This window comes from Microbacterium sp. HD4P20, from assembly GCF_019449275.2.
In the GTDB taxonomy this organism is placed as follows: Bacteria; Actinomycetota; Actinomycetes; order Actinomycetales; family Microbacteriaceae; genus Microbacterium.
In genome coordinates this window covers 20135-35201 of sequence record NZ_JAHZQZ020000012.1, presented here as the reverse complement: position 1 = coordinate 35201, position 15067 = coordinate 20135, and the positions used below count along the sequence as shown (strand labels likewise).

Here is a 15067-nt window from a genome sequence, read left to right as displayed (position 1 = left end):
CCGCGACAGGATGCCGAAGGAGCCCGACCCATGACCGAGACACTGCGCTGCGCGATCGTGGGCACGGGAGCCATCGCCCAGGCCCACGCGACGGCGATCGCGGCATACCCGCACGCCGAACTCGTCGCCGTCACCGACCTGTCGCGCGAATCGGCCGCGTCGTTCGCCGAGAACTTCGGCGGCCCCGCGGTGTACGACGACCTCGACGCCCTGCTGGCAGCCGAGAGCCCCGATGTCGTGCACGTCTGCACGCCTCCGGTCGCGCACCGCGCCCAGTCGGTCGCGGCGTCGGCGGCGGGTGCCCATGTCATCGTCGAGAAGCCGCCCGCACCGAGCCTGGAAGAGCTCGACGACATGCGCGCCGCCGCCGCTCGCGCGGGGCGCGAACTGGTCGTGGTGTTCCAGCAGCGCACCGGCACCGCCGCCGCCCACGTCAAGCGACTCCTGGACGACGGCGCCTTCGGCCGGCCGCTCATCGCCCAGTGCCAGACGCTCTGGTACCGCAACGCCGCGTACTTCGAAGTTCCGTGGCGCGGCAAGTGGGAGACAGAGGGCGGCGGACCGACTCTGGGTCACGCCATCCACCAGATCGACCTGCTCGCGTATCTGCTCGGCCCGTGGGAGAGCGTGCAGTCACGCCTGTGGCGTCTCGACCGCGAGACCCAGACCGAAGACGCCTCGACCGCGACGGTCGCGTTCGCGAACGGTGCGATCGCCTCGGTCGTGACCAGCGCGGTGTCGCCGCGCGAGACCAGCTCGATCCGCATCGACGCACAGCGCGCCACCATCACCGTCGATCACCTGTACGGTCATGGTCACGAGAACTGGCGCATCACGCCCGCGCCCGGCTTCGAGGAGCTTGCTGCGGAGTGGGCGCTGCCCGACGTCGAAGAGCAGAGCAGTCACACGGTGCTGATCCGCGACGTGTTCGACGCACTGCGCACCGGTGCGCCCATGCCGCCGGTCGGCGGTGAGCCCGCACGCTCGTTCGAGCTCGTCGCGGCGATCTACGCGTCGGCCGCCGAGGACGGCGCCCCTGTCACACCGGAGCAACTGGCCGCGCATCCGACCCACCGCCGCGGCTTCGCGAGCCCGGTGACCGACCGCCGCTGAGTGCCCGGGCCGCGGCATCCCCCTTCCCCGCGCCGCTCCACAGGAGAACTGGCCTTCCACAGGACGCTTCCCGCCACAAACCTCCTGTCGAAGCCCGGTTGACCTGTTCGGAGCATCAGCGCACAGAACGAATGCGAAACCGGATGCGGCGGCCGGGCCTACCGCGGCAGGCGGTCGCCGATGAGCGCGAGGTTCTGGATGGCGGCGAGGCCGTACTGCGCGACGTCGTTGGTCCCCACACTCGGCGCTTCATCCACGGGGTTCAGCACGTGGGGCCCCTCGACGCGGCGGAGCACGAAGTCGCGCCGATGCACCAGCCACTCCCCGATTCCCTCGAACGCCTGCCACGCGGCATCGGCGAGTCTCTCGTCGCCGGTCGTGACGGCGGCGTAGGCGGTGAGCCGGCTGTGCGCCTGTTCGAGATGGATGCCGGCGAGCCGCTGACCGACGGCAGCCTCCTGCTCTTCGGGTGAGGCCAGGTACAGCCGGCAGTACTCCAGCCACGCCTCTCGGAAGCCCGGGACGTCCACCAGCGTGATGAGCTCGCTGCACACCTCGACCAGGCCGAACACGGCGCTCAGATGCGAGACCGCCACGCGGTCGCGTGTGGTGTCGAAGCGGCCGGCGTCGATGTCGTAGAGCGCCTCGCCGGTGAGGAAGCCGTGCGGCAGTGCTCCGATGTCGGCCATCGTGCCGAGCAGCCGGTCGCGCGAGCGCTCGTCACCGGTGCGCTCCCAGTCCGCGAGCCACGTTGCGGCGAGCGCTCCCCAGTCGGTCCCGAGCCCGACGGCGAGCGCGCCGCGGTCCGGGCGGTACGTCCCGGCATCCGTGCGCACCTTGCGGGTGGGGTCGGTGTCGAGGAAGCGGGCGTCGCTGTCGCGCAGCTCGGTCAGCAGATCGCCGACGCGCTCGTCGGCGGTGAGGTAGTGGTAGATGCGGCGATAGATGGGACTCGAGATGCGCAGTTGCTTGGCGCTGCATCCCCAGTGCTGCACGTTGTGGCGCGAACCCAGACCCTGCCAGCGGCCCAGGTGATAGACGTCGACCTCGCCGGTGTGGCGGGTCATCGCCTCGGCCATGCGGAACACGTCCGCGCGGCCGCTGCGCAGGTACGAGTACCACAGCCACAGATCGGGCGAGAGCTCGCTGTTGTCCCATGCGTAGCCGCCGACGTCGTACCGCCACACGTGACGGTCGAGGTCGTAGGCGTGCATCACGTCGCCGTAGTTCCAGAAGCCGTACCAACGGCGCTGGTCGACCTGGCCGAGGTAGTAGTCGAGCAGAAAGTCCAGGCTGTCTTCGATCTCGGCGCGCCCCGCCGTCGACCGGTCGACGGGCGCCCAGTCGCCGAAGACCCCGACCTCGTGCAGGTGCGCGGGCGTCGGCTGCAGCAGCGGCGGACGCTGCAGACGCGAGACGGATGCCGCGACCTCGTCGATCGGCGCGGTCGCGGCGTAGGCGAACAGCGTCAGTTCGTGCGTGCGGGCGACGCCGTGCGCATCGCCGAACCCCGGCTCGTAGTCCTCGTACGTGATCTCGAGCCCTTCGAGCTGGCTCGCGAAGTCGTCCTGCCCGAGTCCGTCGTGATAGAACCGCAGGTCCATGGGCTGGGCCTGCGGAGCGTGCAGCCAGGCGGTCACCTCGGCGCGGTCCCGTGCCAGGCCCCGCAGATCGAGCTGACCCGGATGCGACTGCCAGAACGAGCGGATGCCGACCCCGAGCCCGCCGGTGGGGTCGGTCACGGCGACATACCCCTCGGCGCGGCCGCCGGCGCCGGCGTCGATCCACGCGTGCCCCGGCGCCGTCCGCTTGCGGATGCCGAAGCCGTCGGCGCTGAGCTGGGTGAGCGTCACGTCGCCCCATGCCGGAATGAGATCCAGGCGCCGCGAGACCTCGGGGTTCCAGGTGTCGGTCGGCGGGGTCGCCTCGCCGCGGATCTGCGCGGCGCGCACGTCGGCGCCCGGGTCGCGACGCAGCCCCGTGAGCCCGCGCACCGCTTCGGCGAAGAAGCCGCCGTCGGCACCGGCGAGGCGGACATGGCGATCGTGCAGCGGTGCACGGAGGGGAACGTCGGCCCGCACACCGAGCCCGGCGAGGAAGTCGCTCCCGGCGTCGCCGTCCCAGACCACGGTGTGCACCAGGCGCACCTGCGGGGAGCCCGCCATCACCACGAAGCGCACGGTGAACGGCAGCCACTCCCGTCCTCCGTCATCGGCACGGTGCACGCCTTCGACGCGTACGACCGCACGGACAGGTCCGTCCTGCTCCACCTCGACGACCGCCACGCGCGAACCGAAGCGGCGGCGCGACGCCGTGCCGTCGTCGTCCACCTCGTGCTGGAGCAGACTCACCAGTCGTACGTCTTCGGCGATCACCCTGCCCTCGCGCACGATCCGCCGCGCGATGGTGTCGACCGGCGGCTCCTGCGCGGTCGCCGCCGGCAGGGCGAAGGCGATCTCGAGCACCCCGTTGGCAACGACCACCTCACCGACCTCGCGGCGCACCACGACGGCAGCGGATGCCTCGGCCGCGGCATCCGGAACATCGTCGTCCGTCGACACCACCTCGTACGCCGCCGCTGGGCGCTCGAGGGCGCCGATCGCCACACCGGTCCACTTCACCGAGCCGTCCGGCCACGTCGCGAGCGGCCAGAACTGGGCCGGCACGATGGCGCCGCCGACCTCGCGGAGCGCCAGTCGTCCGACGGCGTCCACGCGCGAGCGGGGCAGCGGCACGCCCCACGTCGCGCCCTCGGGCAGGCGGTCGGGCGCGACGTCGTCGAGCCAGCGGAGCGGAACGGTCACAGCGGAACCGGTCACAGCGGGTGCACCTCCAGGTTGCGGTAGCAGGCGATGAGCGGCGACATCTGGCGGAAGCCGATGCGGCCTCCGCGCACGCGCGGGCCTGTCGATTCGTCGTCGGTCCATGAGAACAGCGGCAGGTCGTCGATCGAGAAGTCGACGCGTGCGCCGTCCTTCACGACCTCGACGCGGTAGAAGGCCTCGCGCGCGTCGACGACCGGCGGGAGCGGGTCCGCGCCCTGCGCGACCAGATGGAAGCCGGGCGACTTGCGCAGGTTGCAGGTGTGGAAGGCGCGCTCGTCCTCCCACCGCCGGCGGAAGTACGAGACATGCAGCGTGCGCACGTCGCTCGAGTGGTACTGCGGGTACGCACCGTCGCGGTGAGCGACGCCTTCGTCGAAGATGCCTCCGCCGGCGACGGCTTCGGCACCGAAGAAGAGCATCGCGAGGCCGGGCTCGGCACGCGGCGAGAACTCCCACGAGATGCGTACGCGGTCGCCGAACACCTCGGGGCACCACAGGGTCCAGTGATCGTCGAACCCTCCCGCGCTGGAGAGCACGACCCCGCCCTCGCCGTCACGCACGGCCACGGGCCCTTCCGCCACCCAGTCCTGGAGGTCGGATGCCGCGGCCAGCGGGTTGCGATAGGCCGCGCTCATCCCTTGACCGAGCCGATCAGCATTCCCTTGGCGAAGTGCTTCTGCAGGAACGGATAGAACAGCACGATGGGCAGCGTCGCGACGATGATGACCGCGAACTTGATCCCCTGCGCGGGCGGCAGCTGCGTGGGATCCTGCTCGACCACGGAGAGGTCCGTGGCGACGGTCACCTGCCGCAAGAACATCTGCAGCGTCCACATCGAGCTGTCGTTGAGGTAGAGCAACGGCGACATGAAGTCGTTCCAGATGCCCACCGCGTAGAACAGCGCGAAGGTCGCCAGCACCGGCTTAGACAGCGGCAGAACGACACGCCACAGTGTCTGCAGTTCGTTCGCGCCGTCGATCTTGGCCGACTCCTCCAGCTCGGCGGGAAGCTGCTGGAAGAAGTTCTTGATGATGATGAGGCTGAACGGGTTGATGGCCATCGGCAGGATCAGCGCCCAGTAGTTGTTGAGCAGCCCGAGATCCTTCACCACCAGGAACGTCGGGATCATGCCGCCGCCGAACACCATCGTGAAGACGATCAGCGAGAGGATGAGCCGGCCCCCGGGCAGATTCGCCTTGCTGAGCGGGTAGGCCATCGACGCCGTGAGCATGAGCTGCACCAGCGTGCCGACCGCGGTGACGGCGATCGTGGTGATCATCGCCCGCACGAAGGCCGGACTGGTGAAGATCGCCTCGTACGCGTCGAGCGAGAAGGTCTCGGGCCACAGGAAGAACGAGCGGGTGGCCAGTTCCGCCTCGGTGGCGAACGATCCCGCGAGCACGTAGACGAACGGTACGAGGGCGACGATGCCGATCGCGATCATCAGGACCACGTTGAACACGTCGAACACGCGCCCCGCGGGCGTGTTGAAGCGGTACCTCTCGCGAGCCATCAGAAGATCCCCGTCTGGTTGAGGCGCTTGGCGAGCCAGTTGGCGCCGAAGATGAGCACGACACCGACGACCGCCTTGAACAGCCCGACGGCGGTGCTGTAGCTGTAGGACCCCTGCGTGATGCCCATGAAGTACACGTAGGTGTCGAACACGTCCGCGACCGAGCGGTTCAGCGAGTTGGTCATGAGGTAGATCTGCTCGAACCCGGTGTTGAGGATCTGCCCCATCTGCAGCACGAGCATGACGACGATCGTCGGCATGATCGAGGGCAGCGTGATGTGCCACACGCGTTGGAAGCGACCGGCGCCGTCGATGATCGCCGCTTCGTACTGCTCCTGATCGACCGTGGCGAGCGCGGCGAGGAAGATGATGGTGCCCCAGCCGGTGTTCTTCCAGATGTCCTGGAGCACGATGATCGGCCGGAACCACGCCGGATCGGCCAGCATGTTCGCCTCGGTGCCCAGGATGCCGTTGAACAGCTGGTAGAGCGGCCCGATGTCGAGGGCGAACAGCAGGTACGTCAGCGAGGCGACGACCGTCCACGACAGGAAGTGCGGGATGTAGATCAGGGTCTGCACCGTGCGCTTGAGGATCATCAGCCGCATCTCGTTGAGCAGCAGCGCGACGACGATCGTCAGGGGGAAGGCGATCACCAGGCTCAGCAGCGCCAGGATCAGCGTGTTGCCGAGCAGGCGAGGGAAGTCGGGGCTCGAGAAGAAGTCCTCGAAGTGCTGGACGCCCACCCACGGGCTGTCGGCGATGCCGAGGAACGGCACGTAGTCCTTGAACGCGATGATCGCGCCGTACATCGGCCAATAGCGGAACAGCAGGAAGTAGATGATCCCCGGTATCAGCAGCAGGTAGAGCCACTTGAACTGCGTGAAGTGGACGCGTACGCCGCGACGGCGGCGGGTCTGCTTCTCGACGGTGATCGTCTCGGTCGCCGTGACGGCGTTGTCGAGCATTGTCATGGAGGTACCTTCGGCGATGCCGGGGCGGCGGCATGCCGCCGCCCCGGCGGTCGGTCAGGATCCGGCTTCGGCCAGCTCGTTGATCTCGGCGATGATGTCGTCGCCGCCGCTCGAGCGCCAGAGCTCGATCGCGTCCTCCAGCGCCGCGAGGTCGATCTGGCCCGCGATGTACTGGATTCGGGCGTCCGCGACGATCGTGTCCAGCTGCGCGCCCTTGGACACGTACGTCGGCGAGACGTAGGGCGCGGCCGGGTCGAACTGGGCCGACTCGAGGTCGGAGGCCTCGATCTCCTTGCGCTTGTCGTACATCTCCTGCTCGTAGTCCGAGGCCTGCTTGGGAAGGTAGCCCTGGAAGCCAGCGACGTTCGTGCCGAGCTGCGCGAAAGCGCCGACCGTGTCTTTGAGCGCCTGCGGCACGTCGTCCACGGCGACGGCGAGGTCACCGTCGAGCGTGTAGGTCACGCCCTCGATGCCGTTGTTGAGGATCGGGCCCGCTTCGTCGGAGTTGAGGTCGTTCAGCACCTCGAGCACACCGCGAAGCTCCTCCTCGGTGCGCACCTGCGCCTTCGGAATCGCGAGGAACCCGCTGTACCCTGCGGTCGGCAGCGCATAGAGCTCGCCGTCGGGACCCTCGAGGTTGCCCGTGACGTCGACGTAGTTCTCGAAGTTCTCGGGGTCGGACTGCTTGAGCAGGCTGATCAGCTGGCCCACGCGCGAGTGCACGTCGATGATGATGCCGCCCTTGCCGGTGAGGAAGGGCTCGTTCCACTTCGCCGAGTCGAACGTGGCGAAGTCGGGGTTCACGACGCCCTCCTCGACGAGCTGGCGCTCGAACTGCACGGCCTCCAGCCACTCGTCGGTCGTGAAGCCGGGCACGAGCTCGCCGTCGCGCTCGGTCCACCGGGTGCCGGCGCCGTACCAGGTCTCGATGGCGTCCCACGGGCTGTTGGTGCCGATGGTGCCCGGCCATTTCGGGATGATCAGGCCGTACGTGTCGTCGACGCCGTTGCCGTCGGGGTCGTCCTCGGTGAACGCCTTGGCGATCTCGTAGAGGTCTTCGGTCGTCTTCGGAAGCTCCAGGCCGAGGTTGGCCAGCCAGTCCTTGCGCACGATGACCGCCTCGCGCATGACGTCGCGGGCCCGGAAGATCCCGTACACCTTGCCGTTGACGCTCGAGGCCAGCTGAACCTCGGGGAAGGTCGTCGTGAGGTTCTCATAGTCGCCGAGGTAGTCCGTCAGGTCCCAGAACGCGCCGGCCTCGGCGTTGCGGACGAACCCGGGGTCCTTGCCCTGGATCACCATGACCTGCGGCAGATCGTCGCCGGCGAGGGTGATGTTGACCTTGTCGCCGTAGGACGCGTTGGGCACCCAGGTCATCTCGAGGTCCACGCCGATGACCTCCTCGATCGCGGTCTCGATCTCGTTTCCGTCCTCGGGCGCGTTCGTCGAGAGGAACGGCGCCATGATCGACAGGCTCTCAAGCTCAGCCGCTTCGCCGCCGGAGGTGTTCTCACCGCCGCCGGCGGCGCAGCCGGCGAGAGCGAGAGCGGCCACGGCGGCGATGCCGACGCCCGGGAGGGTGGTGCTGCGTTTCATCGGGGAACTCCTTCGTTCTGTGGGGAGGGGAGGGAGGAGGTCTGGGGTGCGAGACGGCGCTCGTTAGCCGCGAAGAAGCCGAGGCACAGGACGGTGGCGAGAGTGGACCACGCTCCGAGCGAGAGGAACGGGATGATCCCGGGCACGACGAGGCTGCACGTCACGACGAGGACGGATGCCGCCACCAGCAGCACCGCGTGTGCGAGGTTTCGCAGCATCCATCGGCTGGCGGTGATGACATACCGGCTGAGGGGGAGGTCGTAGTGCACGTACATCGGCACCGCGATGGCGCTCACCGCGAAGGCGCCCACGAACGCCCCGGCGCTGGCCAGGCCCCAGGCCGTCAGCGGCTGCGCGGCGTTGAAGTGTCCGATCACGCTCGCCGCGAGCAGCGCGGTCACTGCGAAAGCCGGGCCGAGGGCGGCGTTCGAGCGCCAGAACTCCCGGCGCCAGGCGGCAGCGAATGCGCGCAGCGGAGGAAACGACTCGCCTCGCAGGCGCCGTCGGGTCAGCTCGGCGGCGGCGACGGATGCCGGCACGGCACCGAGGACCACCCCGCCGGCGAGGGCGAACAGGTACCACAGCACGTTCACCACGATCAGCCACCACACCCACTCGAAAGCGGCGTGGGCTCGCACTGCCCACCCGGGGGTCGCGGCGTTGGCTGACATGCGGTCTCCAGGGTCGTAGCGGTGCGACTGTGCACCGGAATACGTTTTCCGTCGTTGGACTTCGAGAAAGGTATCCGGCTCGGACGAGCGAGTCAACCCGCGGCGACGCCGTTACTGAATCGTTCTAATCGTTCTCTCACCTCCCCTTGCGAAACGTTTTTCTGTGGAGTACATTTCTGGGCAAGCGCTTTCCTTCCCGACATCGGAAGGCGTCATCCACCGCACCAGAGGACGATGAGCGTCTCGCGGGTTTCGAACGCAGACGTTCCAGAGAGGACAACGATGTTCAGCAGGAAGCGGGTTCTGGGAGTCGCCGCCGTCACGGCCGGCGCAGCCCTTGTTCTGGCCGGCTGCGCCGGCGGAGGGGGCGACGCCCCCGACGGCGAGCCGACGTTCAATCCCGACGACGAGGTCACGCTCGATCTCGCGTTCTGGGGCAACGACGTGCGCGCCGAGCTCTACAACGAGGTCATCGCCGCGTTCAACGAGGAGTACCCGAACATCACGGTGAACACCTCGTTCCTCGCCTTCCCCGAGTTCTGGGAGAAGCGCCAGACCGAGGCTGCCGGCGGCAACCTCCCAGACGTCATGCAGTTCGACTACTCGTACCTGCGCCAGTACGCCCAGAACGAGCTGCTGCTCGACCTCGACCCCTACCTCGGCGGCATCATCGAGACCGATCCGCTGCCCCAGAACATCCTCGAGATCGGAGTGGTGAACGACACCACGTACGGCATCGCCACCTCCACGAACGCATGGGGCATGTTCACGAACCCGGTCCTGCTCGAGCAGGCCGGCGTCGAGGAGTTCGCCGGCGGAGACTGGGACGAGTACGGCGACTGGGTCGCCGAAGTGACCGAGGCCGCTGGCGGAGCCTTCTGGGGCGGAACGGACTACACCGGCCGCATCCAGAACTTCGAGCTGCAGCTGCGCGCCGAGGGCTCGTACCTGTTCAGCGAAGACGGCGAACCCGGCTTCGACGAGGAGCGTCTCACCGAGTACTGGGAGTCCGCCGCGCCGCTGCGTGACAGCGGTGCCTTCATCCCGCAGCAGCGCCTCGAGGAGACGCTGCCGCTCAGCGCCTTCGACACGGCTCAGACGGCGAGCGAGCTGACGTGGGACAACTTCGGCTCGGGCTACCTGGGCAACCTCGGCGAGGGGTACACCGAACTCGGACTCATCGCTCCCCCGGTCACGGAGGAAGGGGCCAAGGACCTGTACCTCAAGCCCTCGATGCTCCACACGATCTCTGCCAACACCGACCACCCGGAGGCTGCGGCGACGCTGGTGAACTTCCTCGTGAACTCGCCGCAGTCCGGTGAGATCTTCGGCACCAACCGCGGTCTGCCGGCGTCCGAGACCGCGCTCGAGGCTGCGGAGCTCGATCCGATGAGCCAGCAGGTCGCCGACTACGAGGCGTCGATCGCCGACCGGCTCGGCGACGCGCCGCCGGTGCCGATCGTCGGCTACGGCACGCTGGAGGAGAAGTTCCGTCAGCTCGGCACCGAGCTGGGCTTCGGCACCATCACCGTCGAGGACGCGGTCTCGCAGTTCTTCGCCGAAATGGACGTCGTGCTGAACTAGTGAGTCGGCCCGGGTCCGGGCACTCGCGCCCGGACCCGGGCATCCACCCGAACCATCGCATCGGAGAAACTTCACGTGAGCACCACAGCGACCAGAGTCATCGTGACGGGCGACAAGCCCTCGCGACGACCCCTGTCACGAAAGCGCCGCCCGGAGCACCTCGACCGGCCAGGCCAGCGGTCGCGGCAGCGCCGCGAGACGCTGTCAGGGTTCGGCTTCCTGATCCCGTGGCTGGTCGGCTTCTTCGGGCTCACGCTGATCCCGATGGTGTACTCGCTGTACCTGTCATTCACCAGCTACAACATCTTCTCGCCGCCCGAGTGGGTCGGCCTGGAGAACTACGTCCGCATGTTCACGACCGATCCGTCGTTCATGCAGTCCGCGCAGATCACCCTCATCTACGTGCTGGTCGGCACCCCGATCACCCTCGCCGCGGCGCTCGGGGTCGCGATGCTCCTGAACTTCCGTGACCGCGGCGCCGGATTCTTCCGGTCGGCGTTCTACGCCCCGTCGCTGATCGGCGGCTCGGTCAGCGTCGCCATCGTGTGGCGGGCGATGTTCTCCGGCGACGGCCCCGTCGACAGCACCCTCAGCTTCTTCGGCATCGACCTCGGCGGTTGGATCGGCAACCCGGCACTCGTGCTGCCGATGATGATCCTGTTGGCGGTCTGGCAGTTCGGCGCCACCATGGTCATCTTCCTCGCCGGCCTCAAGCAGATCCCCAAAGAGCTCTACGAAGCGGCCGAGATGGACGGCGCCGGACCCTGGCACCGGTTCCGCGCCGTCACCCTCCCGATGCTGAGCCCGGTGATCTTCTTCAACCTGCTGCTGGGCCTGATCGGCGCGTTCCAGGTGTTCGCCTCGGCGTACATCATCTCCAACGGCACCGGCGGTCCCGCCGGCATGACGAACTTCATCACCCTGTACCTCTACAAGCGCGGCTTCTCGGACGGCCAGATGGGCTACGCCGCCGCGATCGCGTGGGTGCTGCTCATCGCCGTGGCGATCATCGCCGTGATCCTGTTCCGCACCCAGCGCAGCTGGGTCCACTACGCGGGAGACAACCGATGACCGTTCCCGACTTCTCCTCCACGAACCTCGTCGAGCTGGTCAACCAGGTCGACCCCGACCCGAAGACTTCGCCCAAGGGCCGCCGCCGGGTGAAGCGCAAGACGTGGCAGACCGTGATCTGGATGATCGTGCTGCTCACCCTCGCCGCCGTCGTGCTCTACCCGCTGGTGTGGCTTCTCCTGTCGACCTTCAAGCCGAACGCCGAGTTCGGCCAGAACCAGGGACTGATCCCCCAGAACCCGACGCTCGACAACTACGTCAAGGTGATGGACGGCATCGCCGGCACCCCGATGTGGAAGTTCTTCCTGAACTCCCTCATCATCGCCGTCGGCTCCGTGATCGGCACCGTGGTCTCATCGGCCCTCGCCGCCTACGCGTTCGCCCGCATCCAGTTCAAGGGCCTCGGCATCTTCTTCGCCGCGATGATCGGCACGCTGCTGCTGCCGTTCCACGTCGTGATCATCCCGCAGTACATCATCTTCAACAACCTCGACATGATCGACACGTTCTGGCCGCTGCTGCTGCCGAAGTTCCTCGCCACCGAGGCGTTCTTCGTCTTCCTGCTGGTCCAGTTCATCCGGCAGATGCCGCGCGACATGGACGAGGCAGCCCGCATCGACGGCGCCGGCCACCTCCGCATCTTCTGGTCGATCATCCTGCCGCTCATCAAGCCCGCCCTGATCACCTGCTCGATCTTCGCGTTCATCTGGGCATGGAACGACTTCCTCGGGCCGCTGCTCTACCTCACCAGCCCCGAGAACTACCCCCTCCCCATCGCCCTCCGTCTCTACAACGACGCCTCTTCGGGCGGTGCCGACTACGGCGCCACCGTCACCGCCTCGTTCATCGCCCTCGTGCCGGTGCTGCTGTTCTTCCTGGTCTTCCAGCGCTTCCTCGTCGATGGCGTCGCGACCCAGGGATTGAAGGGCTGACGGATGCCGCAGACCATGGACCGCCGGCAGCTGCGAGCCGCGCGCCACGCCGACGCCTCGGGCAGCGGACCCACGCTCGACGAGCGCGAGCCGTCCCGGTTCCCCGGCGCGAAGGGCGCGTTCGCGCTGTTCGGTGAAGTGCTGCTCACCGGCCTGCTCATCACGGCCGCGGGCCTCGCCGTCATCACGCTGCCCGCGGCGCTGGCCGCCGGCATCCGTCATCTGCGCCGTTACGTGAATGCCGAGCAGTCGCACGCGAGGACGTTCTGGCAGGACTACCGCCGCGCGCTGCCGGGTGGGCTCGTGGTCGGGGTCGTGGCGGTGGTCGTCGCGCTCGTTCTGATGCTCGACATCGATCTCGCCGGCTCGGGCTTGCTTCCCGGCGGTCCTGTCATCGCCGTCGTGGGCTGGGCTGGCCTTGCGGCCGGCGCAGTCGCCCTGCTCACGGCCGCGGGCGCGTGGACGCCCGAGGGCGGCTGGCGCACCGCGCTCCGCAGCATCCCTCAGGCGATCGCCGCAGACCCGATCGGTGCGGTGTACCTCGCAGCGGCCGCCGTGCTCGCAGGCGTCGTCACCTGGATGCTGGTTCCCCTGATCATCGCCGGGCTCGGCTGCGCCGCCTTCGCGGTCGTCGCGGTCCCGGCGCGCCGCGGCCGGCGCTGATACGGCCCCCTCGATCACCCCAGAACAGGAGCTGCTCGACGTGCTCTACGGCGCCGACTACAACCCCGACCAGTGGCCGGAAGACGTGTGGGACGATGACGTCCGCCTCATGCAGGAGGCCGGCGTCAACATTGTCAGTCTCGGCATCTTCGCGTGGTCTCGCATCCAGCCCGCCGAAGACGTGTGGGACTTCGGCTGGCTCGACACGGTGATCGGCAAGCTGCACGCCGGAGGCATCCGCGTGAATCTCGCGACGGCGACCGCCTCACCGCCGCCGTGGGTGAGCGCACGTTACCCCGAGACCCTTCCCGCCGACGAGACCGGGGCGTCCTACTGGCCGGGCAGCCGGCAGCACTTCGCCCCCTCTTCTCCGACGTACCGGCGGCTGGCGGGAGAGCTCGTGCGCCGCCTCGCCGACCGCTACGTCCACCACCCCGCAGTGGTCATGTGGCATGTGGGCAACGAGTACGGCTGCCACCTGTGGATGGACTTCTCCGATTCCGCCCGCGACGCGTACCGCGCATGGCTGGCGAACCGCTACGCCACCATCGAATCCCTGAACGAGGCGTGGGGCACGAACTTCTGGTCGCAGCGGTACGGGTCGTTCGACGAGGTCTTCCCGCCGCGTCTCGCGCCCTACAGCCACAACCCGTCGTCGATGCTCGACTTCCGCCGGTTCACCTCCGACATGCTGCTGGAGTGCTATCTCGCCGAGCGCGAGATCCTCCTCGCCGCGGGCGCGACGCAGCCCATCACCACCAACTTCATGGGTCCCTTCAAACCCGCGGACTACCGGCGGTGGGCGCCGCACATGGATGTCATCGCCGATGACTGCTATCCCGATCCGGCCAATCCGCACCGCGTGAGGGACGCTGCGTTCCAGCGGGACCTGGTGCGATCGCTCAAGCCCGGCGTGCCGTGGCTGCTGTGGGAGCAGGCGACGGATGCCGTCAACTGGCGTCCCGCGAACGCCGGAAAGCGTCCGGGTGCGCTCATGGCCGAGACCGCGCAGTCCATCGCGCGCGGCGCCGACGGCATCATGTTCTTCCAATGGCGGCAGTCGCGGGCCGGCAGCGAGAAGTTCCACTCCGCGATGCTGCCTCACGCGGGCACGAGGACGCACACGTGGGATGCCGTGACCGAACTGGGTGCTCGCCTCGCGGCTCTTCCCGCGTTGCCGCCACCGGGACGCGACGCGCGCGTGGCCCTCGTCTTCGACTGGGAGAACTGGTGGGCCGTCGAGGAGCGCGACCACCCGACCGAGATCGACTACCTCGCGCTCATGCTGGACTGGTACGGCGCCTTCCACGAGCGCAACATCCAGGTGGACATGGTCGCGCCGGAGGATGTCGACAACGACTACGCCCTCGTCGTGGCACCGCTGCTGTACCTGCTGCGCGACGAGGGCGCCGCCTCGCTCGCCCGGTTCGTCGAGGCGGGCGGCACCCTGCTCGCCGGCCCGTTCAGCGACGTCGTCGACGCACACGATCAGTTCCGCTCCGGCGGCTTCCTCACACAGCTCGGCCCTCTGCTCGGCGTCCGTTTCGAGGACTTCGGCGCCCTGGCCGGAGCCTCGGGGGGCGGCATGGGCGTGGGCGCCCAGACATCGAGCTCCGCGAGCACCACGGCATCGGTCGACTTCTCGCTGGATGGAGCCGCGCATGCCGGCCGTCTCGTGGCCGAGAGCGTGCATGCGGTGGATGCCGAGGTCGTGGCGCGCTTCACGTCGGGTCACGCCGCCGGCTCGCCCGCCCTCACCCGGCGGCGCCATGGCGCCGGAGAAGCCTGGTACGTGGCGACCCAGCCGCTCGGTGACGGTCTGAATGCCGTGGTCGGGGCTGTGGTGGCGGCATCGGGCGTCCGTCCCGTCGTGGCGGAACTGCCGACCGGTGTCGAGGCGGCGCGCCGCGGCGACCTGGTCACCCTGATCAATCACGGCGACCAGGACGCCCTGATCACGATGGCGGGGACGGATGCCGAGACCGGCGCCCCCCTCGGCCGCCGGATCCTCGGCCCCCAGCAGGTCGCGTTCGTGCTCTCCCCCGTCGTGCTCGACACCGACACCTCACCCGACGACCAGCGCGCGCTGGCCCCGGCATCCTCCCTTTGAACCCCACCCCCTCACCAG

Annotated in this window: 12 protein-coding genes; 6 read left to right on the top strand and 6 right to left on the bottom strand. The window is 68.5% G+C overall.

The features are described 5' to 3' along the window. The first annotated feature begins 30 nt into the window (after nucleotides 1-30). Nucleotides 31-1113, top strand: a complete 1083-nt coding sequence (locus K0817_RS05250) for a Gfo/Idh/MocA family protein (protein ID WP_219980348.1) — start codon at nucleotides 31-33, stop codon at nucleotides 1111-1113. A gap of 158 nt (nucleotides 1114-1271) precedes the next feature. Here the strand turns inward: K0817_RS05250 and K0817_RS05245 are convergent, their stop codons facing one another. From K0817_RS05245 to K0817_RS05220, 6 genes are read right to left on the bottom strand one after another with little or no spacing between them, the layout of a single operon-like run. Then, nucleotides 1272-3932 carry a Tat pathway signal sequence domain protein gene (locus K0817_RS05245; protein WP_253735192.1) on the bottom strand — a complete coding sequence of 887 codons (2661 nt, stop codon included), beginning with the start codon at nucleotides 3930-3932 and terminating at the stop codon, nucleotides 1272-1274. Continuing rightward, entirely contained in the window at nucleotides 3929-4573 is a 645-nt protein-coding gene (locus tag K0817_RS05240; protein WP_219980346.1) for a DUF1961 family protein, read from the bottom strand. The genes K0817_RS05245 and K0817_RS05240 overlap by 4 nt, the downstream gene beginning before the upstream one ends. After that, nucleotides 4570-5451, bottom strand: a complete 882-nt coding sequence (locus K0817_RS05235; protein WP_219980345.1) for a carbohydrate ABC transporter permease — start codon at nucleotides 5449-5451, stop codon at nucleotides 4570-4572. The genes K0817_RS05240 and K0817_RS05235 overlap by 4 nt, the downstream gene beginning before the upstream one ends. Next, nucleotides 5451-6422: a sugar ABC transporter permease gene (locus tag K0817_RS05230; RefSeq protein WP_219980344.1), complete on the bottom strand. Its 972-nt coding sequence runs from the start codon at nucleotides 6420-6422 to the stop codon at nucleotides 5451-5453. Before K0817_RS05230 ends, K0817_RS05235 begins: the two co-directional genes overlap by 1 nt. 54 nt (nucleotides 6423-6476) lie before the next feature. Continuing rightward, on the bottom strand, nucleotides 6477-8018 hold the full coding sequence (locus K0817_RS05225; RefSeq protein WP_219980343.1) for an extracellular solute-binding protein: 1542 nt from the start codon (nucleotides 8016-8018) through the stop codon (nucleotides 6477-6479). Next, nucleotides 8015-8689: a YesL family protein gene (locus tag K0817_RS05220; RefSeq protein WP_219980342.1), complete on the bottom strand. Its 675-nt coding sequence runs from the start codon at nucleotides 8687-8689 to the stop codon at nucleotides 8015-8017. Before K0817_RS05220 ends, K0817_RS05225 begins: the two co-directional genes overlap by 4 nt. A gap of 282 nt (nucleotides 8690-8971) precedes the next feature. On the opposite strand from K0817_RS05220, the gene K0817_RS05215 reads away from it, so the two are divergent. From K0817_RS05215 to K0817_RS05195, 5 genes are all read left to right on the top strand, one after another. Beyond that, the gene (locus tag K0817_RS05215) at nucleotides 8972-10273 is read left to right on the top strand and encodes an ABC transporter substrate-binding protein (RefSeq protein WP_219980341.1); all 1302 of its coding nucleotides are present in this window, start codon (nucleotides 8972-8974) and stop codon (nucleotides 10271-10273) included. 75 nt (nucleotides 10274-10348) lie between these two features. Further along, a complete protein-coding gene (locus K0817_RS05210) occupies nucleotides 10349-11344 on the top strand; it encodes a carbohydrate ABC transporter permease (RefSeq protein ID WP_219980340.1) in 996 nt (331 codons plus the stop codon). Continuing rightward, the gene (locus tag K0817_RS05205; protein WP_219980339.1) at nucleotides 11341-12276 is read left to right on the top strand and encodes a carbohydrate ABC transporter permease; all 936 of its coding nucleotides are present in this window, start codon (nucleotides 11341-11343) and stop codon (nucleotides 12274-12276) included. The genes K0817_RS05210 and K0817_RS05205 overlap by 4 nt, the downstream gene beginning before the upstream one ends. 3 nt (nucleotides 12277-12279) lie before the next feature. Then, entirely contained in the window at nucleotides 12280-12939 is a 660-nt protein-coding gene (locus tag K0817_RS05200) for a DUF624 domain-containing protein (protein ID WP_253735191.1), read from the top strand. A gap of 40 nt (nucleotides 12940-12979) precedes the next feature. Next, nucleotides 12980-15049: a beta-galactosidase gene (locus tag K0817_RS05195; protein ID WP_219980338.1), complete on the top strand. Its 2070-nt coding sequence runs from the start codon at nucleotides 12980-12982 to the stop codon at nucleotides 15047-15049. Nucleotides 15050-15067: the final 18 nt, after the last annotated feature.

Excerpts from the sequence above, each read along its gene's own strand:
- K0817_RS05250 (WP_219980348.1), top strand. The coding sequence starts at position 31 with ATGACCGAGACACTGCGCTGCGCGATCGTGGGCACGGGAGCCATCGCC.
- K0817_RS05240 (WP_219980346.1), bottom strand. The coding sequence starts at position 4,573 with ATGAGCGCGGCCTATCGCAACCCGCTGGCCGCGGCATCCGACCTCCAG.
- K0817_RS05235 (WP_219980345.1), bottom strand. The coding sequence starts at position 5,451 with ATGGCTCGCGAGAGGTACCGCTTCAACACGCCCGCGGGGCGCGTGTTC.
- K0817_RS05230 (WP_219980344.1), bottom strand. The coding sequence starts at position 6,422 with ATGACAATGCTCGACAACGCCGTCACGGCGACCGAGACGATCACCGTC.
- K0817_RS05225 (WP_219980343.1), bottom strand. The coding sequence starts at position 8,018 with ATGAAACGCAGCACCACCCTCCCGGGCGTCGGCATCGCCGCCGTGGCC.
- K0817_RS05220 (WP_219980342.1), bottom strand. The coding sequence starts at position 8,689 with ATGTCAGCCAACGCCGCGACCCCCGGGTGGGCAGTGCGAGCCCACGCC.
- K0817_RS05215 (WP_219980341.1), top strand. The coding sequence starts at position 8,972 with ATGTTCAGCAGGAAGCGGGTTCTGGGAGTCGCCGCCGTCACGGCCGGC.
- K0817_RS05205 (WP_219980339.1), top strand. The coding sequence starts at position 11,341 with ATGACCGTTCCCGACTTCTCCTCCACGAACCTCGTCGAGCTGGTCAAC.
- K0817_RS05200 (WP_253735191.1), top strand. The coding sequence starts at position 12,280 with ATGCCGCAGACCATGGACCGCCGGCAGCTGCGAGCCGCGCGCCACGCC.